Raw genomic sequence first — 26,094 nt, 5'->3', positions numbered from 1 at the left:
GGAGCCGCCGAACGCGGCGCGCAAGAGGCAGCGGGGAAGCAGAATGTCGATCGGCTCTTGGGATGAGGTGAAGACCGCTTATCACGTGGCGCGGGTTGGCACCGTCAGCGGTGCAGCCGATGCATTGGGTGTCCATCATGCGACCGTGATTCGCCACGTTGACGCTCTGGAGGCGCGACTGGGGTTGCGGCTGTTTCACAGACACGCCCGCGGGTACGTGGCGACGGACGCTGGCCAGGACCTCTTGCGGGTGGGACAGGTGGCAGATGATCTCTTTTCCCAGCTTGAGGCCCGGCTCCGCGGCCAGAGTGAGGATCTGTCTGGCGATTTGGTCGTGACGACAATCGACGCTCTGGGCAAACCCGTTCTGCGGGCACTGACGACGTTGCAGAAACAGCATCCCGGCCTCATCGTTCATCTCCGGACGGATCCAAGGGTCTTCCGGCTGGAATATGGCGAAGCTCATGTGGCCGTGCGGGCTGGCCCGTCGCCGCAGGAACCTGACAATGTCGTGCAGCGGCTGGGGCACCTTGAGATGGGGCTGTTCGGCAGTCGGGACTATCTCACAGAGAACGCGCCACCAGAGCATTGGGAGGACCTTGATAGGCATCATTTTATCGGCGCTGTCGATGCGCTCGCCCGGGCTCCGTTCTATCGTTGGCTGGAGCATACGGTGCCGCCTCATGCGATCCGGCAACGGGTCCAGTGGACAGAGCAGGTCGTCGAGGCGATTCGGGCCGGTGCCGGCTTAGGCTTCCTGCCAAAGAATATCGGAGAAAATTGGTCAGATCTCATCGAGATCTTTGACACTCGCGACGAATGGCAGGCGCCGCTGTGGCTGGTCTCCCACGTCGACCTTCATCGTAGTGCGAAGGTACAGGCCGCTCTGAACGCGCTGAAGACCCATTTTTCACCGTAATACGTCGACTTGACGGGATATTAGTGCAGAGCTGCAACACCCGCCGGAGTTGCGCGGGTTCTTGCCCTGATTGGGGTTTGATCCATTGCATCCAGAGAATTTTCTGATTATCGAGGGGGCGATCATTTGAACATGGAGCCTATGATGAACTTCCGTACGACCCTCGCCGCTGCCGCCTCCGTGGCGCTCGTTTCTGCCCAGGCCGCTCTGGCCGGTGGTTTTGCGCCCGCCGTTGATTGTGACGTGACCCCCGACGCCCCTGAGTGTCAGTCGGTTGTCTACGCTCCCGCGGCTACCGGTTCTTCGGGCATCCGTGGAATGGGTACCGCTGGTACCGCCGCTGCCATCGCAGGTGGCGTGGTTGCCGCTGCTCTGATCGCCGCCGCTCTGGACGACGATGATGATGATGATGACTCCGACGGCAGCTCCTCGAGCTCGTCCTCCGAAGAAGACTAATACTGTTTTTCTGGCTGAGGCCTGAAACAGATTTGTGGAAGGGGCACTTTCGGGTGCCCCTTCTTTTGGGCTAATGACTGATTTTCAGAGTAGATCTTTGCGGGGCTCTCGGAGTGGTCACCGGGCTTCGTCAGTTATGACGCCTTCCCGCCGAAGGAAATCTTCATAGCTGTCGAGCTCGACGGGCTCAAATTGCCCGAACCCCTGCATCCAGACCGACGCATCGCGCAGAGAATCAGGCTCAATCTTGCACCAGATCACACGTCCCCGTTTCTCCTGAGAGATAAGACCCGCCTGGTTCAGAATACGCAGGTGCTTAGAGATCGCGGCAAGGGACATGCTGTACCCCGCCGCCACATCGGTCACACTCATATCGTCTTCGAGCAGCAGTGTCAGAATGCTGCGCCGGGTCGAATCGGCGAGGGCCTGAAAGATAGTGTCGAGCGGGTCAGACATGGCTCCGGGATGCGCCGGAAACGTGGGCCCGGTCAAGATGCTCAACCAAAACGTTGAATGTTGGGCCCGCCTTATTTGCTGGTATGATTTCAGTTAAGTAGCTGAAACAGCTTTGTCTTTGCTGTCTTGACCACATGGGGCGCTAAGCCTAGGTTCCGGCCAACGATTGGGGGTGTCCATGGTTGATGAGTCGACACGGGCCCGCATGGAGGCTTTGGAGCAAAAGCTCTCGGAGCGCCGCAAAGCGGACGCTCCGGCCTCTTCCCCATCAAGTGGCTATTCGGGGGCGGAACTTGCCTGGCGGATGGTCATCGAGCTGGTCGTCGGTTTGGGGATCGGGTTCGGCATCGGATACGGACTGGATCTCCTGCTTGGGACCATGCCCGTTTTTCTGGTGATATTCATATTTCTGGGCTTTGCGGCCGGCATCAACGTGATGATGCGAACAGCCAAAGATGTGAACCTGGGGGAAGCTTCCCCCGAAGGCGAGATGAGGAACGAGAATGGCGGACAAGGCGACGGGTGAAGGCGCATCCCACGCGGCCGAGGCTGCGGGTCACGCGGCAGAAGGGGGTTCGGGCCTGAACATCCATCCGATGGATCAGTTCGTGGTCGAGCCGCTCTTCTCCGACGGCCCGGTGCACATGTTCACCGTGACCAATTCCACGCTCTGGCTGGCGCTCGCCGTGCTGGGCGTCGCGCTCCTTCTGGTGGTCGGCACCCGTGGTCGCGCGGTGGTCCCGTCCCGCGTTCAGTCCGTGGCCGAGCTGGCATACGGTTTCGTGCACAAAATGGTCGAGGATGTGGCTGGTAAGGACGCGCTGAAGTTCTTTCCCTACATCATGACGCTGTTTCTGTTCATCGCGTTTTCTAACATGCTGGCGCTGCTGCCCATGTCATTCTCGCCCACCAGCCAGATCGCGGTGACAGCGGTGCTCGGCTTCTCGGTGTTCATCGCCGTGACCGTGCTCGGCTTCGTTCTGAACGGCAGCAAGTTCCTCGGCCTGTTCTGGGTGAGTTCCGCGCCTCTGGTGCTGCGCCCGATTCTGGCCGTGATCGAGCTGATTTCCTACTTTGTGCGTCCGGTTAGTCACTCTGTCCGTCTCGCCGGCAACATTATGGCGGGCCACGCGGTGCTGAAAGTTTTCGCGGGCTTTGCCGGCGCACTGGGGCTGTTCTCGTTCATCCCGATCCTGGCGATCACCGGGATCTACGCCCTCGAACTGCTGGTGGCCTTCATCCAGGCCTATGTGTTCACCATTCTGACCTGCGTGTATCTGAAAGACGCACTGCACCCGTCACACTAATGACGACGCGCACCGCTGCGGTGCGCGCCTCATCCTACAACGCTACGAAAACTTCCAATTCAAGGAGAGAGACCATGGAAGGCGATATCGCAAACCTCGGACAATACATCGGTGCTGGTCTGGCTGGCATCGGCTCTGGTGCCGCCGCCATCGGTGTGGGCAACGTTGCTGGTAACTTCCTGTCGGGCGCCTTGCGCAACCCGTCGGCCGCCGCTGGCCAGACCGCTACGCTCTTCATCGGCATCGCGTTTGCCGAAGCGCTGGGGATCTTCTCGTTCCTCGTTGCGCTGCTGCTGATGTTCGCCGTCTGAGCCAAGCGCTTACCTCTCCGAGATCGGGGCCGCGGCTGACGCGGCCCCGTTAACTCACACCTCTGGAGGACGCCGATGGCAACCGAAACACATGGTGCCGAATCTGCATCCGGCATGCCGCAGCTGGATCCCAGCACCTATTCCAACCAGATCTTCTGGCTGGTCCTGGCGCTCGTGGCGATCTATCTCCTACTGTCCCGCGTCGCGCTGCCCCGGATCGGGGCCGTTCTGGCCGAGCGTCAGGGGGCGATCACCAATGACATCGCGGCCGCCGAAGAGCTAAAGCTCAAAGCTGCCGAGGCCGAAAAGGCCTATGATAAGGCGCTGGCCGACGCCCGCGCCGAAGCAGCGGAGATCACGGCGGAGACCAAGGCCTCCATGCAGGCTGAGCTTGATGCGGCGCTGGCCAAAGCTGATGCCGAGATCGCAGAACAACAAAAAGAGAGCGCCGCCCGGATCGGTGAGATCCGCGACAGCGCGACCGCCAATGTCGAAGCCGTGGCCAAAGACACCGCTGAAGCGTTGGTTGCCCATCTGGGTGGTCAGGCTGACAGTGGTCAGATCGCTGGCGTGGTAAGTTCGAAGATGGGAGGCCGCTGATGACCCGGATCGCAATCCTTGCGCTGGCGCTGCTGCCGGTTCCTGCATTTGCCGCGAGCGGCCCGTTCTTTTCGCTGAACAATACCGACTTCGTGGTGTCGCTTGGCTTTCTGATCTTTGTTGGTGTGCTTGTCTACATGAAGGTGCCAGCCAAGATCACCGAGATGCTGGATGCCCGCGCGGAGAGCATCAAATCGGATCTCGCCGAAGCCCGCGCCCTGCGTGAAGAGGCGCAATCTCTGCTGGCCAGCTACGAGCGCAAGCAGAAGGAAGTGCAGGAGCACGCTGATCGCATTGTTGCCGCAGCGCGTGAGCAGGCGCAGAACGACAAGGTCGAGGCCGAGAAGGAGCTTGCCCTCTCTGTCGAGCGCCGCGTCAAGGCCGCCAAGGAGCAGATCGTTCAGGCCGAGGAAGACGCCAAGCGTCAGGTTCGGAACCGTGCGGTCGAGGTCGCCGTCGCCGCTGCCCGTCAGGTCTTGGCTGAGCAGATGAACGCGGAGCGCTCCGGTGCCCTGTTCGACCGTTCCATCGAGACGATCAGCCAGAAACTGCACTGATCGCTCCGACCAGAGCACTTTGAAATGAAAAAAGCCCCGGTGCCGACGGCTCCGGGGTTTTTTGTTTTATGCGCTGAGGAGGGGCCGGTTTCGGCCCCTCGGCGGGCCCATCAGCCGGTGGGGCGGATGACCACCTGCACGCGACGATTCTGGGCGCGGCCCGCATCGGTGAGGTTGTCGGCAATCGGGCGGCTCTCGCCATAACCGACGGGACGCAGGCGTGACGGAGCGACACCGTAGGCGATCAGTTCCGATGTCACGGACTGAGCACGGCGTTGGGACAGACCCTGATTGTAGCCGGCATCGCCAGTGTTGTCCGTGTGGCCCTGAATTTCGACCGAAGACGCGCTGTACTTGTTCAGGCTGTTGGCCAGCAATTGCAGATCACCGCGCAGGCCAGGCTGAACGGCGGCACTGTCGACGGCAAACAGGATGTCCTGCGGGAGGCGAACGATCAGTTCTGAGCCGGTGTTCTCAATCACGATGCCCGTGCCGAGCTGGGCGCGCAGTTCGCGCTCTTGCTGGTCGAGATAGGCGCCAACGGTGGCGCCCACGCCGCCGCCCACGACCGCGCCGATGGCGGCGTTTTTCAGACGGTCGTCATTGTCAACAGTAGCACCGGCGATGGCGCCGCCGACGGCGCCAATGAGCGCGCCCTGACGAGTCCGGTTCGGATCCTCGGGGCCGGTTGAGGTCACGCAGGCTGACAAGGCGACAACGCCGGTCGTGGCCAGAAGAAGGGAAATTCGGGTGGTCATTTTGTCCTCTGCTCATATTTTTGGGTCACACCACTTACGATGACAGTGTTTACCCAAAACTTGACCGAGGCCAAATCACCTTCTTGTTTCGGCGCGTTTCCGCCCGTCAGAAGCCGGTCCGGGCAGCTTCGTCGGCGAGAAGTGCACGTTTTACCGGGAGGCCCCAGTGATATCCGCCCAGTTCTCCGGTGCTGCGCAGCGCCCGGTGGCAGGGGATGAGCCAGCTGATCGGGTTGCGCCCCACCGCAGAGCCGACCGCGCGATGGGCCTTGGGATGGCCGATGACGCGGGCAATATCGCCATAGGTCGTCACGTGGCCCTCAGGGATGTGCAGCAGCGCTTCCCAGACCTTGATTTGGAACGGTCCGCCCATGATGTGCAAGTGCACTCGGGTCTGTCTCGCGATGTTGCCCAGATGGGGCGCGAGAGCCTCGGGGTCATGTATGATCCGGGCGGCAGGCCAGCGGCGCGCCAGATCGGCAAAGCTCGCCTCCTCGCCATCTTCGGCAATGAAGGCAAGCCCGCAGAGCCCGCGATCGGTGGCCATGGCCAGAACGGGACCAAAGGGGCTGTCACCCCTGGCCCAGCGCAGGGTGAGGCCCTCGGCGTTGCGGGCGAATTCGCCGGGGGTCATGGCCTCCCAGCGGATGAACAGGTCGTGGAGCCGCCCGGTGCCGCTGAGCCCCGCCGCATCGGCGGTGTCGAGCAGGGAATGGCGCTCGGCCAGCAGCCGTTTTGCATGGCCGAGCGTGAGGAACTGCTGGAACCGCTTGGGGCTGATCCCGGCCCAGCGGGAGAACAGCCGCTGGAAATGGGCCGGACTGAGGTTCATCTCCGTGGCGATCTCCTCAAGGGTGAGGTCGCGCCCGGAATCGAGCCGGTCGATGGCCCGGCGCATGAGATGCCAATGATAGCTGGTGTCGATAGAGTCGGTCATGGGTTCGGTTTAGCCGCAGCATACGTGTCGCGCGACCCGAAGCTTGCGCAATTTGGGGCTCTGCCCCGCCGCTGACGCGGCTCCCCGGGGTATTTGTGGAAAGATGAAGGGTGCTTGCAATCGGGGCGCGTTCGGAGGCAGAAGCTGAGCCCATGTCCAAAGCCTTGCCATATCAGACCCAGGTCGAGATCTTTCACCGCTTTCAGGCCGCTGAGGCGGAACCGAAGGGCGAGCTAGAGCACGTTAACGCCTATACGCTGGTGCTGGCTGTGGCGCTGTCTGCGCAGGCGACCGATGTCGGGGTGAACAAGGCCACGCGGGGGCTGTTCGCGGTGGCGGATACGCCCGAAAAGATGCTTGAGTTGGGCGAAGAGGGCGTCATCGCGCATATCAAGACCATTGGTCTTTACCGCAACAAGGCGAAGAACGTCATTAAGCTCAGCCGGATCCTTGTGGAGGACTATGGCGGAGAGGTGCCGTCATCCCGCGCGGCGCTGGAAAGCCTGCCGGGCGTGGGGCGGAAGACCGCCAATGTTGTGCTGAACATGTGGTGGGGCCATCCGGCGCAGGCGGTGGACACCCATATTTTTCGCGTCGGCAACCGCACGCGGCTCGCACCGGGCAAGGATGTCGTCGCTGTCGAGCGTGCCATCGAGGACAACGTCCCCGCCGAATTTCAGCGCCATGCCCATCACTGGCTGATCCTGCATGGCCGTTACACCTGCGTCGCGCGCAAGCCGAAATGTCCGGCTTGTCTGATCCGCGACCTCTGCCCCTTTGAGGAGAAGACCCAAGAATGACCCACGATGTGATCGGGATCGGCAACGCCATTGTCGACGTGATTTCCCATGCCGATGACCAGTTTCTCGACAATATGGGGATCGAAAAAGGCATCATGCAGCTCGTGGAGAAGGATCGGGCCGAGTTGCTCTATGCGGCAATGAATGACCGTGCGCAGGCGGCGGGTGGGTCGGTGGCCAACACCATCGCCGGGATCGGTCATCTGGGTCTGGGCACGGCGTTCCTGGGCAAGGTGAAGGACGATGCGCTGGGGCGATTCTATGTCAATGACATGACGGCCAATGGGGGCGCATTTCCGAACCCGCCCTCCGGGGACGTGGCTGCGCCGACCTCGCGCTCGATGATCTTTGTCTCCCCGGATGGGGAGCGGTCGATGAACACCTATCTGGGCGCCGGTGCGGATTTCGACGCCGATGATGTCCCGCGGGATGTGTTCGCGGGCGCAAAGCTGGTGTTTCTCGAAGGCTATCTCTTTGACAAGGATGAGGGCAAATCGGCCTTTCGCCGGGCTGCGCAGTTGATGCATGAGGCGGGGGGCGAGACGGCGATTACTCTGTCGGATCCGTTCTGCGTGAACCGCCATCGCGCCGATTTCCAGCATCTGATCGAGAATGAGATGGATCTGGTGATCGGTAATGAGGCGGAGTGGACGACGCTTTATGAGTGCGATCTTGAAGACGCGCTGATCCGCGCGGCGAAGGTCTGCAAGACGGTGGTCTGCACGCGTTCAGGCGATCCGGTGGTGGTGCGACAAGGTGACATCCGGATCGCGGCGCCGGTGGAACGGGTCGTTCCGGTGGACGCCACGGGGGCGGGAGATCAATTCGCTGCGGGGTTCCTCTACGGCTATGTCACATGCACAGATCTGGAGACGGCCGCACGCATGGGCGTGACTTGTGCTGCCGAGGTGATCGGCCATGTGGGGCCGCGCCCGCAGGCGGATATGCAGGCGCGTTTTAGAGCGTTGGGTCTTATGTGACCGAAGGATCGGTCAGGCGGTGGTCTGGCCGAGCTGCTCTACGATACGCGCGGCCTCATCGGTGCAGGCTGTCAGGGCGTCCCGATCTTCGCCGGGGAAGAACCGCGCGCGGGTGGCCGTTGGCATGGGGTTGGGCGCGACGACTGACACCTTCGGACCGGTACTCTGCGTTTCGGTCTGCCAGGAGCGGACCAGCGCCATCTGCGCGGCCTTGCTTGCACCGTAGCTGCCAAAGAACTTCTGACCGCCGCGCGGGTCCTCGAAAAACACCGCATGACCTTCGGGCGCGGCTTTCAGCAGCGGCTCGACCATGGCGATCAGGGTCTGGGTGGCGTTGACGTTCACCAAGAGGCTCTTGTCCCAGTCCTTTTGCGAGATGTGCGAGGCCAGCGTCAGGGGGGCAGCATGAATTGCGGCGTGACACCAGAGATCCACATGGCCCCAGCGGTCGTGAATGCCACGGCACAGATGGGCCATGGCGTCGCGGTTGCCTATGTCCATTGGTGCCAGCGTAGCAGCGCCGCCTTTGGCTTGAATCCGGTCGTCGAGCTCTTCGAGCGCGCCAGTGGTGCGGGCGACCGCCACGATGTGATAATCCGGGCTGAGCGCTTCGGCCAGCGCCGCCCCAAGCCCCCGGGAGGCGCCGGTGATCAGTGCAATCTTTGTCATGTTAGCGTCATGGAACCAAAGGGATCGATTGGCAAGGGATTGACGTGGGGCCGGGGAAGGCCGAGAAATAGCGCAAAGCCCTATGAGGAGTAAAAGATGACCCAAGCAACGCCCCTTCTGCGCGGTCAGGATCGCGCGTTCTGGCAGCAGGCTGCCCTTGTGCTGGGGGGCTCGGCCCTCATCGCCGTGGCCGCTCAGGTGGCTGTCCCGCTCTGGCCGGTGCCGGTGACGCTGCAAACGCTGGCCATCCTGATGGTGGGCCTGACGCTCGGCTCGCGTCTCGGCGCGATGACTGTTCTGGCCTATCTGGCCGAGGGCGCCATGGGTCTGCCGGTCTTTGCGAATGGTGGCGCGGGTCTTGCCTACATGGCTGGACCCACGGGCGGCTTCCTGCTCGGTTACGTGGCAATGGCTTGGTTCGCAGGCTTTGCGATTGAGCGTGGACTGGCGCGCGGTGTCATCTCGACAGCCGTCTGTAGCCTCTACGCCACAGCCATGCTCTATATCCCGGGCGTGGCATGGCCCTTTGCAGTGGCCTCTGCCTTCGGTGTCGAGGCCGCCTGGGCTTCGACCTCGGCTCTGACGCTCTGGACGGGCTGGGTGCTGCCATTCCTCATCGGTGATGCGATCAAGGCGGTCCTTGCTGCTGTTGCGGTCACTGGGCTGTCGCGCCGCAAGGCCTGATCCAAGTCACGGATACACTTCGGATCGGCGCCGTCTCCCCCTGCGGGAGGCGGCGTTTTTCTTTGTGCACGGGTTCGGAGCGCGACCAAATGGACGGCTTGGGCAATTCACCGTGGCACCCTCTCCCGGAGCCGGTTAACCTGTTTGAAAAGAGGTTTCCGGGGAGATTTCATGACCGTTTTGACGCGCGTCGAAGGCCAGTCCCATCTGCCACGTTACTTTACGCAAGTGTTCCATATGGCAGATCGGATGGAGCACGGTCGGCTGGACTTTGTGCTGCCGGACGGGCGCCGATTCCGTGCCGAAGGGCGTAATCCGGGGCCGGTGGCGGAACTCGTGATCCACAACTCGGATATCTTTGCCCGGTTGATCCGCGAGGGAGATCTGGGCTTCTGCGAAGCCTATCTGGACGAATGGTGGAGTACCCCCGACCTGCAAGCGCTGCTGGATCTGTTCCACGCCGATAATGACGAGATCTATGACGGTTTCCCGGTGATGGGGCTGGTGCGTCTCTTTGAGCAGCTGCGGTTCTGGTTTTACCGCAATACGAAGCGGCAGGCGAAGAAGAACATCGCCGCCCATTACGATCTGGGAAATGATTTCTACGCCCTGTGGCTTGATGAGACCATGACCTATTCGTCGGCCTTGTTCGAGAGTGGACAAGAGAGCCTCGAGGCCGCGCAGATTGCCAAATATGCCTCTATGGTGGACCAGATGGGGGCACAGCCGGGCGATCACGTGCTGGAGATCGGCTGCGGTTGGGGTGGATTTGCGGAATACGCGGCCAGTGAGCGCGGCTTGCGGGTGACCTGCCTGACGATCAGCGAGGAGCAGTATAAATACGCGGTGGAGCGGATCGCAAAGGCGGGGCTGTCGGACCGGGTGGAGATCAAGCTTCAGGATTATCGTGATGAGACGGGAACTTATGACGGAATCGCCTCCATCGAGATGTTCGAGGCGGTGGGCGAGAAATACTGGCCGGTCTACTTCAACGCGGTGCGCGAGCGGCTGAAGCCCGGCGGGCGGGCAACGCTGCAGATCATCACCGTGCAAGACAGCCGATGGGAAACCTACCGCCGTGCCCCTGATTTCATTCAGAAATACATCTTTCCGGGCGGCATGTTGCCTAGCCCCACGGTGTTGCGCGAGCAGATTCGCCATGCGGAACTGACGGTACTGCGCTCACTGGAATTCGGCGAAAGCTACAGCCTGACCCTGCGGCGCTGGTTCGATACATTCAACGACAAGTGGGAGCAGGTCGCGGCGATGGGCTTCGATGACCGGTTCCGGCGCATGTGGAATTTCTACCTGACCTCCTGCGCGGCGACCTTTCACAGCGGCAACTGTGATGTGACCCAGATCACCGTAGAGCGCCCCGCATGACCGACGTGTTTCTGTTCGGGACGTTACGCGATCCCGAACTGCTGGAGCGCGTGGCCGGTGGTCCTGTAATGCAGGAAGTGGGTGCGCTGCCATGGCATGCCATTGAGCGCGCCGCAGCTGGCGATTGGCCGATCCTCGTGGAGCGCCCCGGGGCGGTGGCCCAAGGCGCTGTGGTGCGGCTGACTTCCGAACAGGTGGCGCGGCTCGATTACTATGAGGCCGGGTTTGCCTATGTCCGGCACACCGCACGGCTCAGCAACGGACGCCCGGTGATGCTCTATCGCGCGCCAGAGGGGCAGGGGGCCGGGGTGCCCTGGGATCTGGCGGAGTGGCAGGAAACAAGCGGACCCATGACTCGGTTGGCGGCCGGTGAGGCGATGCGGTTCTTTGGCCAGATCGACGGCGCAGCCCTGCACTATCGGATGCCGCAAATCCGCGCCCGCGCGCACTCGGCGATCCGCGCGGCCCGGAGTCCGCGCCCGGAATTGCTCCGCAATCCCGCCCTTCGGGCGAGCGTCGAGATCCTCAAACACGAGGTGCCCTATTGCCACTATTTCGCGGTCGGACAGACCCAAATGCGCATCCCTCACAGCGATGGAGGGGCAGGCACCGAGGTGGAATGGGCGGGGCTGCATGCCGCTGACGCGGTGACCGTGCTGCCCTATGATCCCCAGCGCGACCGGGTGCTGCTGGTCGAACAGTTCCGCTATGGGATCTGGCTGCGGGGCGACACGTATCCCTGGTCGCTTGAGCCTATCGCGGGCCGGGTCGATGCCGGGGAGAGCTTTGAGGAGGCAGCCCATCGCGAGGCGGGGGAAGAGGCGGCCCTGACCCTGACGCGCCTGCACAAGATCGGTAATTACTACCCCAGCCCCGGCGTGCTGGCCGAATATCTGGTCTCTTACGTGGCCGAGGCCGATTTGCCCGATACGCTGCCGCGTCTGGGCGGGCTTGCCGAAGAGAATGAGGATCTGCGGCTGCACCTCATCTCTTTTGACCAGCTGATGGAGCTGATCCGGACCGGGGAGGCCAATAACGGCCCGCTGCTGGTCTCGGCCTTGTGGTTGCAACGGGCGCGTGAGGACGGCACCTTCTCTTGAGTTCAGCCTCCGGGCACCATACTCATATTGTCCAACTGAGATAATGGAGTGCCGGAGATGAAGATTCACAGCGATTTGGCCGCAGCGGTCGGCGGAACGCCTCTGATCCGGCTGAAGGGTCCCTCCGAGGCCACAGGGTGCACGATCCTCGGCAAGGCCGAATTCCTGAATCCGGGCCAGTCGGTCAAGGACCGCGCGGCGCTGTTCATCATCCGCGATGCGGTGGAGAAGGGACTGCTGGAGCCGGGCGGCACCATTGTCGAGGGCACGGCGGGCAATACCGGGATCGGGCTGTCCTTGGTCGGAACATCCATGGGCTTCAAATCGGTTATCGTGATGCCCGAGACCCAGAGTCAGGAGAAAAAGGATATGGTCCGGCTCGCGGGCGCACAGCTCGTTGAGGTTCCGGCGGTGCCTTACAAGAACGACAACAATTATGTGAAATATTCCGGCCGTCTGGCGGCGGAGCTGGCGAAGACGGCGCCCCACGGGGCGATCTGGGCCAACCAGTTCGACAACACGGCCAACCGGCAGGCCCATACCGAGACCACCGGGCCGGAGATCTGGGAGCAGACCGGCGGCAAGGTGGACGGGTTCATCTGTGCGGTAGGCTCTGGCGGGACGCTGGCCGGCGTGGCGCAGGCGTTGCAGGGCAAAGGCGTGAAGATCGGTCTCGCCGATCCCGAGGGCGCGGGCATGTTCAAGATCTACACGGGCGAGGACAACCCCGGCAATTCGATCACGGAGGGCATCGGGCAGGGCCGGATCACGGCCAATCTCGAAGGCCTGACTCCCGATTTCTGCTACCGCATCCCCGATGCGGAGGCGCTGAACGTGGTGTTTGATCTGTTGCAGAACGAAGGTCTGTGCATGGGCGGATCCACTGGCGTCAATGTGGCGGGGGCCATGCGGCTCGCCCGTGAACTCGGTCCCGGCCACACCATCGTCACGATCCTCTGCGATTACGGCACGCGCTATCAGTCCAAGATTTTCAACCCGGAGTTCCTTGCGGAGAAGGGCCTGCCGCAGCCTGATTGGTTGCTGGACACCGCTACTATGGATCTGCCGAAAGTCTTTGCTGACGTATGATACGGTTTCTCGGCGCACTGCTCTTATGGCTGTCTCTGGCGGTCGCTGGAGTGGCGCAGGATCAGGGGGGGGACGTTCCGCTTTCTGAGGCCGCGTCGCCTTCCATCGAGCAGGCTGTGCTGGACCAGATCCCGGGCCTGCGCGAGTGGCCGAAGGTCGCGGACCAGGTTCGGGATCTCCTCGACCGGGAGCAGGACGTGGCCCGTCTGGAGGCGGTTCGCGCGGATCTGGCCCAGAGGCGCGAGGCCTTCCTCGAAGCGCAAAGCATCAACGATGCACAGATAGAAGTGCTCCGGGGCATGCTCAACGCCCTCGGCGCTCCGCCAGCGGATGGGCAGGCGCCCGAGTTGCCTCAGATCCGGCAACGACGTGACTACCTGAACAGCGAGCTGGAAACGCTCTATGAGCCGGTTCTGGCCGCGCAAGAGGCCTTTGCGGACGCGAACGCGCTGATCGCGGCGCTCGATCAGCAGATCCGCAAGAGCTATAAGGAGCAATTCCTCGACCGCACCCCGTCGCCGCTGTTCCCGACCTCATGGCCCGGTGCAGTTCAGGCTGTGTTCGATACGGCATCTGCCATTGGCCGGGACACTCGCGCTCATTTCTCCAGCGAAGGCTGGCGGAGCAATGTGACTGACGGCGTGATACTAGCGCTCCCGGTGCTCTTGATTGGGCTAATTCTGTTGTTGCGCGCGGGAACTTGGCGTCGCTGGATTGAGGGCTGGCTGGACGGGTTTGGGGCAGCCAGACGTCGTCCGGGACTCGTCGCCTTTGTTGTCTCTTTGGGTCAGCTCATTCCCGCTCTGATCGGCCTGCATCTCCTCGGCTCAGCAGTGGCTCTGAGTGGTTTGCGGGGTGAGGCGGTGGATGTTCTGGTAACGGGCGTGCAGGCTACCCTTCTGCCGTTGATCGCGGGCAACTGGATTGCTCCGATGCTCCTGCCCGAAGGTCGCCCCAGCCCGGTTGACGTGGAGCCCGGTCTCGCCACACGCGCGAGGCGCAACATCTGGCTGGTCGCGATAGCAACTTCCCTCAATGCGGTTGCCCTGACCGTCATCCGGATCAGCGGATGTGATTCGACGGCAGCCGGCGCCTTGTTGCTTGTGCCCCATGTACTGCTGGCTCTGTCCCTCATCCGTCTCGGGCGGGACCTGTCCACCTTTGCAACGGTGGACGAAGAAGACGAAGACGACGAACGCAGCCTGCTGAAAACCATTGCCGGGCTGTTTGGTCGCGCTGCTTTGGTGGTTTCTGTCGGAGGAGCCGTGCTGACGGTTGCTGGCTATTCGACTGCCGCCGGCTATCTCCTGCGCGCCGAGGCCCTAACTCTGGCGCTTTGCGCTCTGATCCTGATCCTCCAAAAGCTCAGCTATGACTTGTACGCGCTGGCCCGGCGGGTTCCCGAGAGCCAGCGTGAAGGTCTCCTGCCGGTGCTTTTGGGCTTTTTGCTGACCCTCGCCGCGATCCCGCTTCTGGCGTTAATCTGGGGCGCACGAGTGTCGGATCTGACAGATGTCTGGTCTGCCTTCCGGGCGGGGATCACAATCGGTCAGACCCGGATCTCGCCGCAGGACATTCTGGCGATCCTTTTGGTCTTTTTCCTCGGTTACGCGCTGACCCGCTTTGTCCAATTGACCCTGCGCCATCAGGTGCTGACGCGGACGCGACTGGATATCGGCGCGCGCAATGCCATCGTGGCTGGGGTCGGATACGTGGGGATCGCCCTGTCCGGCATTGTCGCGTTTACCAGCGCCGGCATTGACCTCTCAAGCCTCGCCTTTGTCGCTGGGGCTCTTTCGATTGGTATTGGCTTCGGTCTCCAGAACATCGTGTCGAACTTCGTGTCCGGGATCATTCTGCTGATCGGACGTCCGATTACGGAGGGGGACTGGATCGAAGTGAACGGCCAGATGGGTTACGTCCGCGACATTTCCGTCCGCTCTACCCGGATCGAGACTTTCGACCGCCGAGACCTGATTGTTCCAAATGGAGATCTCGTCTCCCGAACGGTCACCAACTGGACCCATGGCAACAATGTGGGTCGGGCGATTATTCCGGTGCGGGTCGCCTTTGGCACCGATACGCGGCGGGTCGAAGCGATCCTCACCCAAATCGCTGAAGGGCACTCGATGGTCAGCCTGAACCCGGCGCCGTTCGTGTATTTCAAAGGAGCGGGCGAGAACGGGCTGGAATTCGAGCTGCGGACAATCCTGCGGGATGTGAACTTTCTGCTGAACGTCGAGACCGATCTGAACCACGAGATCATCCTGCGGTTCACTGAAGAAGGCATTGAGATTCCCTACGCCCAGCGGGATGTCTGGATGCGCGAGATGTCGGATCGTGACCACGCCGCAAAACCTGAGAGTGGGACGATCTCAAGCGTACGGTCCACCGCTCAGCACGCCGATCCAGAGGGTGATGCGGACGGCCGCTGATCTTTTTTCGTGAGGATCGAGAGATATTCCCCACAGGCCCCCTTGCACTCCCCCATCACTCTTCGCTAAACGCGGCCTCGGAGAGGTGGCCGAGTGGTCGAAGGCGCACGCCTGGAAAGTGTGTAGGCGGGAAACCGTCTCGAGGGTTCGAATCCCTTCCTCTCCGCCAGCCAAATTAAGCAACTACCTGATTGCAAACGGAAAAATTTGCGTGCAAAGAGGTTCATCCCCCACAATATCCCCCGCATTGACCTGTATCGTCTCGGAATGCTTCGGACGGTTCGTCAGGCTTGCGTGAATATGAAGCGCAACATTTTCTTGCGGTTTAGCTACCGCGCACGAGTCAGTCGGTTTCACCCGGTATCAATTCAGAGGTAAGACCGCCCCCTGCATCTTACACGGAAGCCGTGCCGCTAGACATTCCTACCCCTTGCTAGGGCGGCATGGCTGCGCAAGCGCAGGAGGGCAGCAGGTTTTACACAGCCCGGTATGTCCCCTTTTTTTAGGGGGGGGAGATATGCGAACTGCTTGCGGTCGCTTGCTACTGCTGTTCTCAAATTTAGATACTTCCCTCTCGGAAGTGACACCTCCCATTCTTAGTTGTAGCAGCAATGGCAAGAGTGCGAACCAAGTGAGCTATCGCTGCAACTGCGCGAACGTTAGCTTTCAAGGTCATATGGCTTGCGGTAATTCGTCTGATGGTCGCACCATGTTCTTCAACGCCTCTTTGCGGCGTGAAAGGGTTTCATGCCACTCCTGCGCCTCACGGTCTGAGAAGAAACTGGCGGATGGGGCAAGACGCTTCACCGCATCCTCGACCTCTTCCAAGCCAACCCGGAAGAACTCTTTACGCAGGTTCGAAGCGTTCACTCGGCGGTCCGCGAACTCTTTGTGAAGAGCGCTTTCGAGGGTGGGGGCTTCATCCGAGTAGATCATGGCGTGGGTGTCGAAGCCGAACGGGACGCTTGCGTCACCTAGCTCTTTTACCCTGTCTTCTGGTTCAAGCCGCCGCGTCAGGCCAATTTTAACTACATCCTCGCCAAAGGAACCAATGTTCGAGATAATGTAGACATAGCCGGATTTTGTCATCTCGGCCATTGCGCGGGCGCGCTCGCTTGTCGCGTGGGCTTCAGCCAATGCAGCTTCCAACTCCGCAATGCGGTCTTCATCTCTGCCCGCCTCTAAGCGCGCTTTATCCAATAGCTTCTGATACCGTTCCTCTTCACGTTCCGCCGCTTCGGCTTCCGCCAGTAACTTTCTCTCTTCGCGTTCCGCGCGCGCCAACTCTGCGCGTTCTTCTTTCTCGAACTTGAGCTGTTCACGATATTCGTGAGTCGCGTGCAATTCGTCCAGCTTGAGGCCGACATAATCCTCGCTGATAAACAGATTCATAGACTCGTTTGTTTTGTCGATTTGCTTGGCTGCATTGAGGATACGCTTCTCCATCGCGTTGACATTGTTCCAGCGCGTGTTTGCGATTGCGGCCTCGCATTCGTTGTTGAAAGCGCGCATGGTCAGACGGGTCTGGCGGCTAATCATCGTCTGACCCTTGGCGCGGCTTCCGTCTACTTGCCAGTCAGTCGGACAGAGAGTCGAGGTCTTGGCCGAAACCATTGCTTTCTGGAGGTCGCGGATACGTTTGATCTCTTGCTTGTATTCGTCAGCATCGTTGAACTCGAAATGGGGTTCATAGACACCTAACTCCGCGAAAGAGAGCTTTTCGTCATAGATTGCGACTTGTTGCTCCAATTTTTTTAGCGTGGCGCGCTTATCGGAATAGGAGCTGCGAGTCTCGTCGATTTGCTTCTGTAACTGTGTTGCTTTGTCCCTGAGCGCCGAGACTTCATTCTCAACAGATGTGATTGGCGCATATTTTTCCCTGAGCGATGCGGCAGTCAATTCCGCTTCTGTAATCCGCTTTTCGGCGCGGTTCTTCGCACCACGCGCGCGAAGCCAAAATATCAAAAGAATGATGGGTAGGAGCAACCAAGCGATTACGAAGACTATAAAAGGTTCCATTATTTGCAGCCTTTCAATTTCTATTTTTCAATTTGACCAGCGCCGTGGAGGCAATCAAAAATAGGTATTGCAGACCTTCGCTGCGCTATGATGGATTAACAAGCTAGTCTCATTGCCGCCGTTCGGCCTGTCGTCGCGTTTCGTGTTCGATAGTGCTTTTTATAAGGGGTGATTAATCGGACAGAGAAGGGCGTAAAGTTCCCTTATGACCGCATCCACTTCGAGTTTGATGTGAGTGCGGCGGCATAATGGAAAAGGGATCTGCGCCCTCGACTAACTCACTTAATCACGGCATTGATATTTACCCGCTTCATCACGCGATGTTGCTTGTGATGTCCTCAGTATTTCTCGAGGTGTTTCATCCCGTACGGGACCTATGGATTTAGTCCCTTCTATAATCACATTATAATCAGTCATTATGAAAAAGCCTTCGGTCATATTGGTAATTTTGTCTGGGTAATTATAGGTGTATTCTCCAGTCACGGATAAAAGTTTGACACCATCTAATATTAGAGACTCTCCTGAAGAGAACTCGGCTTTTAATGTGTATTCCAAATCGTCGTTAGATATTGGTGCCAGAAAACGGCGTCTTTCGGTGAGAGAACCATCCCTATTTTCCTTTAATGCGGCGATAGGAATAAAACCGTTTTGTTCTTCGATGGGGATATCCACCCAGACTGGATAACCTTGATAACTCCCCCACAACATTTGAATTTTACCATCACTGGAATAGGTATAATTTACTTTTTCCGCGCTTCCTTCTTTGTCTTGTGTGATAAAAATAGTGTCATTTGAGCAGAAAGAAATATGCTCAACGATGCACGAGTTTTTCTGAACTAAAAATTTGGGGGTACAGTTTGTAGGGTAGTTACCGTAAATGATTTCATATAATTCTTTCTTTTTATTTATTTCATCATCATTTACGGGCGATTGTTGGCCCGCATCACTGGTGGATGAAACCAAGCACGTTGGGGGCGTGGAATATACCGCTTTACGCAGTTCTGGTATTGCGCTCACGGTCGCGATTTTACTAGTTTGACCAGATATGCTGGTTCTATACCATCCTTTTGGATTCCAAAAAAACAAATGAACATTGCAGCTGTCTGGAAGCATATCCCCACTTTGAACCATTTTTGCCCTAGACAAGATTGGAACTAAAGCCCAATCCCAGTTTTCTGCGCTTCCCTGCAAGATATTTTCGTTAACTGCAGACACGTCCCAAATTTCTATTTGTTTCTTAGATATTTCATATCCTGACCTAGCTATATTTAGGAAGTCTTCGGTGTTTTCAAAGCCAGCCAATTTTGCCGTTTCTTCTAGAATCTTTGGGTGTGTATGTTCAGATTTTTCAAATACGGTATTCTGTTTAATTTCATAGACTAAACTTTCAATCCAATAATCTAATTTATTGCTTTCAGAGGAAGCCGGGTTGCCCATGAAAGAGCATAATGCGAATGCTGCAAAATATTTTACGTAAATGTGGTTCGTTGCTTTGCTCATAGCTTTATCCAGCTTGCTGATATTGTAGGTTTTATTTGATATTTCCCAAGTATCTTGGTTTTAGCGGGAGCTTGACCGTTTTGGTGGGTGTTTTCAACTCTGACGGCGGCGTCGGGTGCCAGATCATCGATTGCGAGGGCTCTGCAGTTGTGTTTTCCGCATGTTTCTCGGACTTTGGCGCATTTGGGCAGTCCCAAGATGCAACGATCATGCCGCTTTTGTCTCGGGTGCGTTCTTCTGAGCGTCATGCAGGCCTCGGCGGTGGCCTGAGCGGGCAGATGGCGCAAGTCTTGATCTAATTCGGGTCAAGCCAGTCGCGCCGTAGCGCACACCAGACTTTCCAACCCGGCCCATGCCGCTGCCATTCGCTCAACCCGCGCCAAGCGGTTTCACTCACGGGACGCCCGGTCCACGTGAGCGGCCTGCCCGCAACCGACCTGCCGTTGCTGCCGTCTTGCGGTCGATTCTGAACTCTAACCTTTTTAAGCCTTAGGGTGATCTTAGGGTCCGGCGGTCGGGAACCAGCTTTCACCGGTCCCCCGCTTTCAGCGTCGCTTATCTGGCGCGAGGCGTCGCGCTCATCTTGCCCGGACAAAACCGATTTAACTGACAGAACCGGCTCAGATCGGAGTTTTGTCGGTTTTGTCGGTTCTGTCAGTGTCTGTTGAACCTTCCGGGCAGCGTCGAGCCAGCGCGTCATGACGTCCCTGCCAGCAGAGCCGGATTGACCGAATAGAGGCGTTGCGGCCTTCCCCCTTGCGGTCGCGGTGGCGCCTCAACAGACCGGATGCAGTCACCATCTTCGAGCGCTGCCAGCGCGGGGTCGAGATCCCGCTTGGACGCCAACCCCGCGCGGTCGAGCCGCATGACGTCCCGCGTCGAAAAGGATCGCCATTTTTGATCGCGGATCAGCGTAACCAATCTGCGCGCGGCCCGGTCGGCTTTCGGTGTCGCAGCATCCGCATAGGCGCGCCGTGCCATCGGCAGGAGATATGCCTCGACCAGATGACAAGCCCGCCCATAGGCGTTGACCGTTATCTCGCGCGGGGCTTCTGCGTCGTCTGCCGCATAGTCGAGAAGGGCCAGGACTAACGCCAGCCGGGCAGACAGTCCGGGCAACTTGCCGATAAACGACAGCAAAAGCCCATCAGTCCCCGCCTCCCATTCCCGAACCGCCTCGCGGAAGTCATCCATCATCCCCCGCGCACCCTCAGAGAACGGCACGACCCATGGCCGCGTGCCTTCGTCGTCGTTGACCATTTCCAGCGATAGGAGCCGCGCCAAGACGCGGTCAATCAACACCTCATCTGCCCATGCTTCCGGGCGCCGCAATGGCGCGGGGTCAGGCCAGATCGGGAGGAAGCGCGCTAAGAGCCCGTCATCGTCGGATTTGAACAACAGACTTTTCAGGCGGTCAGGCTGGATGCCTCCCATAACGCCAATGGTCAGCCGGTCCACGGTCAACGGTTCCCGCCCCATGCGTTCAACGGTGAAACCCCGTCCGCCATAGGCTTCCAGCCAAAAGGGTCGATCCGACCCGCCGCCGGAGTAACGCGCCATCCCTTCGAGCCATCCTGCCAACTCATCCCGCATCTGCAATGTGCCGCGCGGTTGCCGCGCAAGTATGGCGCCGAGGCGTTCAATCGTCCCATCATTGACGACAAGTCGCGGAATGTGCGGCATGGGGCCTGCGTCGGCACCGTTGGGCTTATCGGGCGCTTTGTCGCCAGCTTTCATCGCGGCCCGCACCCCCTCTTTCCAAGCGGCCTCGGCAATTTTCGCGACTTCGGCCTTTTCCGCCCACGCCTGCAATTCAGCTTCTGCCGCTTCTCGCAACGGTCGCTCAGCGGCGCGGAGCGGTTGCAAAACAGCGTCGATAGCGGGGCTTTTCCCCGCGCTGGGCAACCCGACGCACATTGACCAGATGACCGGCGGTTCCGTCCATCCGCGCCAAGGCGAAACCCATCTGCTATTTCCGATAGTCGCCCCCGCAACTGACAGCAGCGCGGCAAAGACATAATCCGGCGGCGCGCCTTTTGCTTCGGCAGCGTCTTCGACCCATTGCGCCAGTCGCGGTGCCAAAACATCGCGCAGCGGCAATGCTGGTGCCGGTGGTAGGTCAAGGCGCACAAAACGCGGGGCCGGGTCCGGCCAGTCCGGCGCGAACGGGATCGGCTCAGGAGTGTGCATTGCCAGACCTCCGCTTCTGAATGACCGAATTCCAGTCGGACCCCTCAGGCGCCGGTAACAGCGACACGGACCAACCCAGCGCATCGGCTCTTTCGGCCAGTGTTTGTGCAGCCTTTTTGCCCACCGGGTCGCCATCAGGGGCGATGACCAGCCGTCCGGGTTCATTCGGCAGCCTGAGCCCTGTCATCCCGCTGGTACTCAGCGCCGCCCAGATCGCCGCAGGACCGTGTAAAAGGCCGCAGGCGAGCGAAAGTGCCGTCTCGATACCCTCAGCAACAACTAGTCTGTCATTGCCCTCCTGAAGCCTCACAGCGCCGCCAGCGGTTGCGCCGAGCATCGCCTTGGCCGGGGTCAGATCCGCTTTGCCCAAACCGTCAGGCCCCAGGTATGTGCGGTGGACCGCAAACCCATCGGCGCCATCCACCCGCGCCACTAGGGCCGGGTACCGCGAAGCCGTTGCCCCATGCCACGCCGCAGGATGAAAGCGGAGGCTATCAGGCAACGGACCATGGATTGCCCGCGCGTCACGCAGATACCCCTCGGCGATGGTGCCTATGATCGGCCTCGCCTCGCACCAGAGGGCGTGAGCCTGCCGCGCGCGCCGTTCTATATCGGCGCGCCTCTCCGCGTCCCGCCGGGCGCGCACCGCCGGGTCAGGAGGGCAGACGTCATCTTTGGTTATTCCCGCTGCCGCAAGAATGGAGCCAAATTCGCAGCCTGATTTTTTGCAATGCGCCAGCAACCCGGAGTGACCGTCGCCAAGTGTCAAGGCGGTCTGGTCGGAGCGTCGTTCGGGTTGGCAGACCGGACAAGGCGCGACGCCGTAACTGCCGTACCAATTGCCTCCGAGGCTCTTAGTCATTACCTCAGCGCTCTGCATTGGACCGCTCCGCATATTTCCGCGCAGCGTCTGCGACCAGTTTCGCCGCAATACCGCCAATGGCTTGCCATTCGCTTTGATCGGTTGAGCCCGCCGCATTCGCAGGGCAAGGCTCCGCCGCCCCGGTCACGCATTCCTGCGCGCCGGTCATCTGTTCGAATTTCATGGCTTTACGCGATGTTCGTGACGCGACTATTGAGCCAGTCGGAGATCTGTGACTGATGCCACCCGACGGCGCGCTTCCCAAGTTTCACGGGGCGCGGGAAGGTCCCCTCGGCGATCATCGCATAGAGCGTTGATCGGGACAGCCCGGTCTGTGACTCAACTTCAGGACGCCTCAGAATACGCTCTGCTTGGTTCGTTGCCTGCTTACTCATAATCTGCTTGCCTCTTGGCTCGTTGTCCGGCTAGCTAAGAGGCGAAATTCCGGGAGAGGACATTTCACCCCGGCTTCGCGATCTGCTTCAACAGTATCGCGGAGCCACCTCAGCCGATGCCGTGTTCAGCTTTGGTTCCCTCTAGAACACTCAATCTCTAGTGCGCTGGCAATGGAAAATTTAGGGTTCTCCACACGTGATTCGGCTTGACGAACTAACGTTGAGATTTTGACGGGTTTGGCCTTGGTGCAACCCTGTGGAAAACTAAGGAGAACCCGCTTTCGAGCAATGACTCCGACTACAGTTTTCCGATCTTGGCACCTTCAAAGAGGCAATTGAGGGTGATTCGCAACTATCAATCCGCCAGAAACTGAGCCCATTCAGCCATCATATCGCGCCTCCGCTCAATTAGATCGGATCGCTGATAAGCCCGCTCAACTTCACTGCCGATAAAATGCGCGAGGGCCATTTCAGCCATATCTCGCGGATAGCCCCGTTCTGCCGCCCATTGCCGAAATGTTGAGCGCAACCCGTGCGGCACCGCAGGTCTCTGACTTGTCGGGTCAAGATAGCCTGTCCCGCCCGCCTTTTCTTCGGTGGCCTGCATTCGGCGCATCACGGCAGATATGCTCATGTCAGACAGCATCCCGCCACGCGGCGCCCAGAACACGTAGGGTGAGCCTTCGGCGTGGGGTAGCGCCTTCAATACCGTGACGGCCTCCTGCGTGAGAGGGACTCGGTGCGGACGTCCATTTTTCATTCGTTCGGCGGGTATCGCCCAGATGCCGCCGTCACGCCCATCGGCAGGCATCTCTATTTCAGACCAAACTGCCCCGCGCACCTCACCTGACCGCGCCGCCGTTAAGGTAAGGAACTCCAGAGCCCGCGCCGCCATACCGTCGCGCTTTTGCAGATCGCTCCACCAGCGCGAAGCATCCGCAAGCGATAGAGCGGGCTGGTTTCCAGATTTGGCGATCTTCGCGGGCTTCGGTAGCATCTCCGACAGGTTCCCCCGCCAGCGCGCGGGATTGTCGCCAGTGCGGTGTCCGGCAACGGTCGCCCATGACAGCACGTTCTCAATCCGGCCACGCAGCCGGGATGCGGTCTCAGTCTTGGTTGTCCAGATCGGCTCTAAGACTCGGAAAATATCATGGACCGTGATTTCCGAGACCAGTCGATTGCCGATAGCTGACAGCGCGTAGGTGTCGAGGGTGGCGCGCCATTGCTTCCGGTGCTTCTCGTTTTTGAACTCCGATAACTTCGTCGCGAGATACTTGTCGGTGGCGTCGGTGAATGTCATGGCGCCTTGCGCCTTCCGCTTCTCCGCGAGGGGATCGCCCCCGGTCATCGCGATCCCCCGATTTTCGAGTGCCATCTTACGCGCAACCGCGAGCGACACAGCAGGCGGGGCGCCAAGCCCTAACTCACATCTCTTGCCCCGGATCGTGATGCGCTGCACCCACTGCTTTGCGCCGTTCTTTGCGACGCGAAGAAAGAGCCCCTGACCGTCAAAGTATTTACCCGGCTTTGTCACGGATTCGACGGAACGTGCGGTCAACGCTCGTTCGGGCCTTCTGGCGCCTGAAGTCACTATACATCCCCCAAAACATCCCCCACTAATGCGAGGATGGCATTGGACCTTGCCGGAAGTTACTGCACAAGTGAAGCCATTATCGAACTGTTATCATTGTATTATTAGGACTTCAGTGGAACTTATAGTATCATATCATGGCGGCCTTCCTCTCCGCCATATACCACCGATTTTATTATCGAATTTCAAATTTAGGCTGCGTTACCCGCCAAAGACCCCGCCATCAAATTTGCGCTTGGATGCGGGTAATCGCGACAGCGCAGCGGCTCTCCAGCCTGCATTGGTTTGCACGTTGCCATGGTTCTTCACACGGAGAACATCGCCGCCACTCGATCCATTCATCGTTCATCACCTCAGTGGCGTCATCAAGTCTCAAGACCAGGACCAATGTCGGGGAAGGCCGCCCGCCCCGACGGGACATGGGCCAGAACCGACTTCGAGTGGGATCCGGAGAGCGACCAGTACATTGTCCTGAGAGTCAGGAGCTGAAGCAATTCCGCCGCAACTATTCCGATCCGAACCGGGGGCCGACGGGCAAGGGCACCGCCCGCTATCGCGCGCTAAAAGACGTCTGTCAGGCGTGCCCCTCGAAAGCCAGATGCTGCCCCAACGCCGATGCCAGACAGATCACGCGCGAAGAGCAAGAAGACGCCCGCCAGATCGCCCGGGATCTGGCCGAGACCGACGACTATGTCATCGCGATGAAGCTGCGAAAGAAGGTCGAGATGCTCTTTGCCCATCTCAAACGCATCCTCGGGCTGGGACGACTTCGATTACGCGGCCCATACGGCGCGAGCGACGAATTCCTCCTCGCCGCAACCGCCCAGAACCTCCGCAAACTCGCAAAGATCTTTCCCGCACCGCAGCATCTGCGGGAAGCCTGATAAGAAAGGTACCCATGCCGTCGTCAAACCCGCCATTTCTGCGCTCGCAAAACGGTAATTTTCCACAGAACGGGGGCGTATTTTGTTGAAAAACTCTTGCTTGATTGAGGTGTCGTTCGCTGATTCACTTCTTTTGTGGAGCGGGAGGATCAGCGATGATGGGGCCGAGGCAGGAAGCGCAGCCGGCGCTGTTCTACGAGTTCTCGCTGGAAGATTATGTCCCACAAAACCATCTGCTGAGATCCATTGATCGGTTTGTCGACCTGAGCAGCATCCGGGCTTACCTCGCAGATTTCTACAGCCACACCGGCCGCCCTTCCGCTGATCCTGAACTGCTGATCCGGATGCTTTTGGTGGGGTACTGCTTCGGGATCCGCTCCGAGCGCCGGCTGTGCGAGGAGGTCCATCTGAACTTGGCATACCGGTGGTTCTGCCGCCTCGATCTGGCGGACAAGATCCCCGAGCATTCTACGTTCTCAAAGAACCGGCACGGGCGCTTCCGGGAGAGCGAACTGCTGCGGCACCTGTTTGAGACGACCGTCGCACGCTGTATCGCAGAGGGTCTGGTCAGCGGCCAACGACTGGCGGTTGATGCAAGCCTGATCGAAGCGGATGCGAACAAACAGAACTCGACACCGAAGGAGGATTGAGACCCATCGACCCTTGATCCAGCCGACGCGCTACGCGCTGTGCGGGAATATCTCGAAAGGCTCGATAACGCTGCTTTCGGCGCAGCAAGCGAGGTTGAACCCAAGTTCACCTCTCACTCCGATCCTGCCAGTCAATGGACAGCGGCACGTAAGGGGCCGGCCTTCTTCAGTTATTCCGACAATTACCTGATCGATACCGATCATGGTGTGATCGTCGATGTCGAGGCAACCAGATCCATCCGGCAAGCCGAGGTCGGGTCGACTGATCAGCCCCACTTGAGTGGTCCAATTTGATTGTTAGTGCATGACGGGCCTCCGGTCCATCGTGACGAAGGTTTCCGGGGCCGGTGGGCGGTAGCCTAATGCGCTGTGTGGTCGTTTCGTGTTGTAGTGTTTCCTCCATTGTTCGATCAGGATCTGCGCCTCGCGCAGGCTGTAGAAGGTTTCGCCATTCAGGAACTCGTCGCGGAAACGGGCGTTGAAGCTTTCGCAGTATCCGTTCTCCCAAGGCGATCCAGGTTCGATGTAAGCCGTTTTCGCGCCGACAGCTTTGATCCAGTCC

At 59.7% G+C, this 26,094-nt stretch carries 26 protein-coding genes, 1 tRNA gene and 2 pseudogenes; 17 read left to right on the top strand and 12 right to left on the bottom strand.

What is annotated here, in order from left to right; all coding sequences use genetic code 11:
* Window positions 1–43 precede the first annotated feature (43 nt).
* Window positions 44–919, top strand: coding sequence for a LysR family transcriptional regulator (locus FEV53_RS04725; RefSeq protein ID WP_342778274.1), 876 nt, complete (start codon window positions 44–46; stop codon window positions 917–919).
* A gap of 144 nt (window positions 920–1,063) precedes the next feature.
* The gene (locus tag FEV53_RS04720) at window positions 1,064–1,375 is read left to right on the top strand and encodes a hypothetical protein (protein ID WP_142833668.1); all 312 of its coding nucleotides are present in this window, start codon (window positions 1,064–1,066) and stop codon (window positions 1,373–1,375) included.
* 117 nt (window positions 1,376–1,492) lie between these two features.
* On the opposite strand, the gene FEV53_RS04715 is transcribed toward FEV53_RS04720, so the two are convergent.
* The gene (locus FEV53_RS04715) at window positions 1,493–1,831 is read right to left on the bottom strand and encodes an ArsR/SmtB family transcription factor (RefSeq protein WP_142833667.1); all 339 of its coding nucleotides are present in this window, start codon (window positions 1,829–1,831) and stop codon (window positions 1,493–1,495) included.
* A gap of 178 nt (window positions 1,832–2,009) precedes the next feature.
* Here FEV53_RS04715 and FEV53_RS04710 point away from each other — a divergent pair, with 178 nt between their 5' ends.
* The 5 genes from FEV53_RS04710 (at window position 2,010) to FEV53_RS04690 (ending at window position 4,606) form a co-directional block, all read left to right on the top strand.
* Window positions 2,010–2,357, top strand: coding sequence for an AtpZ/AtpI family protein (locus tag FEV53_RS04710; RefSeq protein WP_142833666.1), 348 nt, complete (start codon window positions 2,010–2,012; stop codon window positions 2,355–2,357).
* Window positions 2,335–3,138 carry a F0F1 ATP synthase subunit A gene (locus tag FEV53_RS04705; RefSeq protein WP_142833665.1) on the top strand — a complete coding sequence of 268 codons (804 nt, stop codon included), beginning with the start codon at window positions 2,335–2,337 and terminating at the stop codon, window positions 3,136–3,138. The genes FEV53_RS04710 and FEV53_RS04705 overlap by 23 nt, the downstream gene beginning before the upstream one ends.
* A gap of 74 nt (window positions 3,139–3,212) precedes the next feature.
* On the top strand, window positions 3,213–3,449 hold the full coding sequence (locus FEV53_RS04700; protein ID WP_142833664.1) for a F0F1 ATP synthase subunit C: 237 nt from the start codon (window positions 3,213–3,215) through the stop codon (window positions 3,447–3,449).
* Window positions 3,450–3,524: 75 nt separating this feature from the next.
* Window positions 3,525–4,049, top strand: coding sequence for a F0F1 ATP synthase subunit B' (locus tag FEV53_RS04695; RefSeq protein ID WP_142833663.1), 525 nt, complete (start codon window positions 3,525–3,527; stop codon window positions 4,047–4,049).
* On the top strand, window positions 4,049–4,606 hold the full coding sequence (locus FEV53_RS04690) for a F0F1 ATP synthase subunit B family protein (RefSeq protein ID WP_142833662.1): 558 nt from the start codon (window positions 4,049–4,051) through the stop codon (window positions 4,604–4,606). The genes FEV53_RS04695 and FEV53_RS04690 overlap by 1 nt, the downstream gene beginning before the upstream one ends.
* 110 nt (window positions 4,607–4,716) lie before the next feature.
* Here FEV53_RS04690 and FEV53_RS04685 read toward each other — a convergent pair whose 3' ends face one another.
* Together FEV53_RS04685 and FEV53_RS04680 are read right to left on the bottom strand one after the other, a co-directional pair.
* The gene (locus FEV53_RS04685) at window positions 4,717–5,364 is read right to left on the bottom strand and encodes a YiaD family glycine zipper/OmpA-like lipoprotein (protein ID WP_142833661.1); all 648 of its coding nucleotides are present in this window, start codon (window positions 5,362–5,364) and stop codon (window positions 4,717–4,719) included.
* A 106-nt stretch (window positions 5,365–5,470) separates the two neighbouring features.
* Complete coding sequence (locus FEV53_RS04680; RefSeq protein ID WP_142833660.1) at window positions 5,471–6,301, bottom strand: methylated-DNA--[protein]-cysteine S-methyltransferase; 831 nt, start codon at window positions 6,299–6,301, stop codon at window positions 5,471–5,473.
* A 152-nt stretch (window positions 6,302–6,453) separates the two neighbouring features.
* On the opposite strand from FEV53_RS04680, the gene nth reads away from it, so the two are divergent.
* Window positions 6,454–7,101 carry an endonuclease III gene (gene nth / locus FEV53_RS04675; protein WP_142833659.1) on the top strand — a complete coding sequence of 216 codons (648 nt, stop codon included), beginning with the start codon at window positions 6,454–6,456 and terminating at the stop codon, window positions 7,099–7,101.
* Window positions 7,098–8,081 (top strand): adenosine kinase, encoded by a 984-nt coding sequence (locus tag FEV53_RS04670; RefSeq protein WP_142833658.1) that lies wholly within the window; start codon window positions 7,098–7,100, stop codon window positions 8,079–8,081. Before nth ends, FEV53_RS04670 begins: the two co-directional genes overlap by 4 nt.
* A gap of 12 nt (window positions 8,082–8,093) precedes the next feature.
* Here the strand turns inward: FEV53_RS04670 and FEV53_RS04665 are convergent, their stop codons facing one another.
* Entirely contained in the window at window positions 8,094–8,750 is a 657-nt protein-coding gene (locus tag FEV53_RS04665; RefSeq protein ID WP_142833657.1) for an SDR family NAD(P)-dependent oxidoreductase, read from the bottom strand.
* Window positions 8,751–8,846: 96 nt separating this feature from the next.
* On the opposite strand from FEV53_RS04665, the gene FEV53_RS04660 reads away from it, so the two are divergent.
* The 6 genes from FEV53_RS04660 to FEV53_RS04635 all read left to right on the top strand — a co-directional run bounded on the left by FEV53_RS04660 (window position 8,847) and on the right by FEV53_RS04635 (window position 15,610).
* The gene (locus FEV53_RS04660) at window positions 8,847–9,434 is read left to right on the top strand and encodes a biotin transporter BioY (RefSeq protein ID WP_142833656.1); all 588 of its coding nucleotides are present in this window, start codon (window positions 8,847–8,849) and stop codon (window positions 9,432–9,434) included.
* 171 nt (window positions 9,435–9,605) lie between these two features.
* On the top strand, window positions 9,606–10,817 hold the full coding sequence (locus FEV53_RS04655; protein ID WP_142833655.1) for an SAM-dependent methyltransferase: 1,212 nt from the start codon (window positions 9,606–9,608) through the stop codon (window positions 10,815–10,817).
* The gene (locus FEV53_RS04650; RefSeq protein WP_142833654.1) at window positions 10,814–11,917 is read left to right on the top strand and encodes an NUDIX domain-containing protein; all 1,104 of its coding nucleotides are present in this window, start codon (window positions 10,814–10,816) and stop codon (window positions 11,915–11,917) included. The genes FEV53_RS04655 and FEV53_RS04650 overlap by 4 nt, the downstream gene beginning before the upstream one ends.
* Window positions 11,918–11,974: 57 nt before the next feature.
* On the top strand, window positions 11,975–13,006 hold the full coding sequence (locus FEV53_RS04645) for a cysteine synthase A (RefSeq protein ID WP_142833653.1): 1,032 nt from the start codon (window positions 11,975–11,977) through the stop codon (window positions 13,004–13,006).
* On the top strand, window positions 13,003–15,441 hold the full coding sequence (locus tag FEV53_RS04640) for a DUF3772 domain-containing protein (RefSeq protein WP_142833652.1): 2,439 nt from the start codon (window positions 13,003–13,005) through the stop codon (window positions 15,439–15,441). The genes FEV53_RS04645 and FEV53_RS04640 overlap by 4 nt, the downstream gene beginning before the upstream one ends.
* A gap of 79 nt (window positions 15,442–15,520) precedes the next feature.
* Window positions 15,521–15,610, top strand: a tRNA-Ser gene (locus FEV53_RS04635).
* Between the two features lie 503 nt (window positions 15,611–16,113).
* Here FEV53_RS04635 and FEV53_RS04630 read toward each other — a convergent pair.
* The 7 genes from FEV53_RS04630 to FEV53_RS04595 all read right to left on the bottom strand — a co-directional run bounded on the left by FEV53_RS04630 (window position 16,114) and on the right by FEV53_RS04595 (window position 23,965).
* Window positions 16,114–17,460, bottom strand: coding sequence for an SNIPE associated domain-containing protein (locus tag FEV53_RS04630; protein WP_142833651.1), 1,347 nt, complete (start codon window positions 17,458–17,460; stop codon window positions 16,114–16,116).
* 282 nt (window positions 17,461–17,742) lie between these two features.
* The gene (locus FEV53_RS04620; protein WP_142833650.1) at window positions 17,743–18,960 is read right to left on the bottom strand and encodes a hypothetical protein; all 1,218 of its coding nucleotides are present in this window, start codon (window positions 18,958–18,960) and stop codon (window positions 17,743–17,745) included.
* A 696-nt stretch (window positions 18,961–19,656) separates the two neighbouring features.
* A complete protein-coding gene (locus FEV53_RS04615; protein WP_185962105.1) occupies window positions 19,657–21,150 on the bottom strand; it encodes a DUF3987 domain-containing protein in 1,494 nt (497 codons plus the stop codon).
* Window positions 21,137–22,030 carry a DUF7146 domain-containing protein gene (locus tag FEV53_RS04610; protein ID WP_142833648.1) on the bottom strand — a complete coding sequence of 298 codons (894 nt, stop codon included), beginning with the start codon at window positions 22,028–22,030 and terminating at the stop codon, window positions 21,137–21,139. Before FEV53_RS04610 ends, FEV53_RS04615 begins: the two co-directional genes overlap by 14 nt.
* A complete protein-coding gene (locus FEV53_RS04605) occupies window positions 22,017–22,196 on the bottom strand; it encodes a hypothetical protein (protein WP_142833647.1) in 180 nt (59 codons plus the stop codon). Before FEV53_RS04605 ends, FEV53_RS04610 begins: the two co-directional genes overlap by 14 nt.
* A 4-nt stretch (window positions 22,197–22,200) precedes the next feature.
* Window positions 22,201–22,407, bottom strand: a complete 207-nt coding sequence (locus tag FEV53_RS04600) for a helix-turn-helix transcriptional regulator (protein ID WP_142833646.1) — start codon at window positions 22,405–22,407, stop codon at window positions 22,201–22,203.
* A gap of 355 nt (window positions 22,408–22,762) precedes the next feature.
* Window positions 22,763–23,965, bottom strand: a complete 1,203-nt coding sequence (locus tag FEV53_RS04595; RefSeq protein ID WP_142833645.1) for a tyrosine-type recombinase/integrase — start codon at window positions 23,963–23,965, stop codon at window positions 22,763–22,765.
* A gap of 417 nt (window positions 23,966–24,382) precedes the next feature.
* On the opposite strand from FEV53_RS04595, the pseudogene FEV53_RS04590 reads away from it, so the two are divergent.
* Window positions 24,383–24,882 (top strand): annotated as a pseudogene (locus FEV53_RS04590) (transposase); the annotation flags it as partial.
* A 155-nt stretch (window positions 24,883–25,037) separates the two neighbouring features.
* Window positions 25,038–25,796, top strand: a pseudogene (locus FEV53_RS04585) (transposase); the annotation flags it as partial.
* Window positions 25,797–25,829: 33 nt separating this feature from the next.
* Here the strand turns inward: FEV53_RS04585 and FEV53_RS04580 are convergent.
* The coding region (locus FEV53_RS04580; protein ID WP_142833644.1) for an integrase core domain-containing protein at window positions 25,830–26,094 on the bottom strand (265 nt) is incomplete at its 5' end.

The organism is Palleronia caenipelagi, from assembly GCF_007004065.1.
GTDB classification, from domain to species: Bacteria; Pseudomonadota; Alphaproteobacteria; order Rhodobacterales; family Rhodobacteraceae; genus Palleronia; species Palleronia caenipelagi.
The sequence above is the reverse complement of the archived record's forward strand: the minus strand, read 5'-3'. Positions and strand labels throughout refer to the sequence as shown.

What these genes read in the sequence shown, in the direction of transcription:
- FEV53_RS04725 (WP_342778274.1), top strand. Translation starts at nt 44, where the DNA reads ATGTCGATCGGCTCTTGGGATGAGGTGAAGACCGCTTATCACGTGGCG.
- FEV53_RS04720 (WP_142833668.1), top strand. Translation starts at nt 1,064, where the DNA reads ATGAACTTCCGTACGACCCTCGCCGCTGCCGCCTCCGTGGCGCTCGTT.
- FEV53_RS04715 (WP_142833667.1), bottom strand. Translation starts at nt 1,831, where the DNA reads ATGTCTGACCCGCTCGACACTATCTTTCAGGCCCTCGCCGATTCGACC.
- FEV53_RS04710 (WP_142833666.1), top strand. Translation starts at nt 2,010, where the DNA reads ATGGTTGATGAGTCGACACGGGCCCGCATGGAGGCTTTGGAGCAAAAG.
- FEV53_RS04705 (WP_142833665.1), top strand. Translation starts at nt 2,335, where the DNA reads ATGGCGGACAAGGCGACGGGTGAAGGCGCATCCCACGCGGCCGAGGCT.
- FEV53_RS04700 (WP_142833664.1), top strand. Translation starts at nt 3,213, where the DNA reads ATGGAAGGCGATATCGCAAACCTCGGACAATACATCGGTGCTGGTCTG.
- FEV53_RS04695 (WP_142833663.1), top strand. Translation starts at nt 3,525, where the DNA reads ATGGCAACCGAAACACATGGTGCCGAATCTGCATCCGGCATGCCGCAG.
- FEV53_RS04690 (WP_142833662.1), top strand. Translation starts at nt 4,049, where the DNA reads ATGACCCGGATCGCAATCCTTGCGCTGGCGCTGCTGCCGGTTCCTGCA.
- FEV53_RS04685 (WP_142833661.1), bottom strand. Translation starts at nt 5,364, where the DNA reads ATGACCACCCGAATTTCCCTTCTTCTGGCCACGACCGGCGTTGTCGCC.
- FEV53_RS04680 (WP_142833660.1), bottom strand. Translation starts at nt 6,301, where the DNA reads ATGACCGACTCTATCGACACCAGCTATCATTGGCATCTCATGCGCCGG.
- nth (WP_142833659.1), top strand. Translation starts at nt 6,454, where the DNA reads ATGTCCAAAGCCTTGCCATATCAGACCCAGGTCGAGATCTTTCACCGC.
- FEV53_RS04670 (WP_142833658.1), top strand. Translation starts at nt 7,098, where the DNA reads ATGACCCACGATGTGATCGGGATCGGCAACGCCATTGTCGACGTGATT.
- FEV53_RS04665 (WP_142833657.1), bottom strand. Translation starts at nt 8,750, where the DNA reads ATGACAAAGATTGCACTGATCACCGGCGCCTCCCGGGGGCTTGGGGCG.
- FEV53_RS04660 (WP_142833656.1), top strand. Translation starts at nt 8,847, where the DNA reads ATGACCCAAGCAACGCCCCTTCTGCGCGGTCAGGATCGCGCGTTCTGG.
- FEV53_RS04655 (WP_142833655.1), top strand. Translation starts at nt 9,606, where the DNA reads ATGACCGTTTTGACGCGCGTCGAAGGCCAGTCCCATCTGCCACGTTAC.
- FEV53_RS04650 (WP_142833654.1), top strand. Translation starts at nt 10,814, where the DNA reads ATGACCGACGTGTTTCTGTTCGGGACGTTACGCGATCCCGAACTGCTG.
- FEV53_RS04645 (WP_142833653.1), top strand. Translation starts at nt 11,975, where the DNA reads ATGAAGATTCACAGCGATTTGGCCGCAGCGGTCGGCGGAACGCCTCTG.
- FEV53_RS04640 (WP_142833652.1), top strand. Translation starts at nt 13,003, where the DNA reads ATGATACGGTTTCTCGGCGCACTGCTCTTATGGCTGTCTCTGGCGGTC.
- FEV53_RS04630 (WP_142833651.1), bottom strand. Translation starts at nt 17,460, where the DNA reads ATGGAACCTTTTATAGTCTTCGTAATCGCTTGGTTGCTCCTACCCATC.
- FEV53_RS04620 (WP_142833650.1), bottom strand. Translation starts at nt 18,960, where the DNA reads ATGAGCAAAGCAACGAACCACATTTACGTAAAATATTTTGCAGCATTC.
- FEV53_RS04615 (WP_185962105.1), bottom strand. Translation starts at nt 21,150, where the DNA reads ATGCACACTCCTGAGCCGATCCCGTTCGCGCCGGACTGGCCGGACCCG.
- FEV53_RS04610 (WP_142833648.1), bottom strand. Translation starts at nt 22,030, where the DNA reads ATGCAGAGCGCTGAGGTAATGACTAAGAGCCTCGGAGGCAATTGGTAC.
- FEV53_RS04605 (WP_142833647.1), bottom strand. Translation starts at nt 22,196, where the DNA reads ATGAAATTCGAACAGATGACCGGCGCGCAGGAATGCGTGACCGGGGCG.
- FEV53_RS04600 (WP_142833646.1), bottom strand. Translation starts at nt 22,407, where the DNA reads ATGAGTAAGCAGGCAACGAACCAAGCAGAGCGTATTCTGAGGCGTCCT.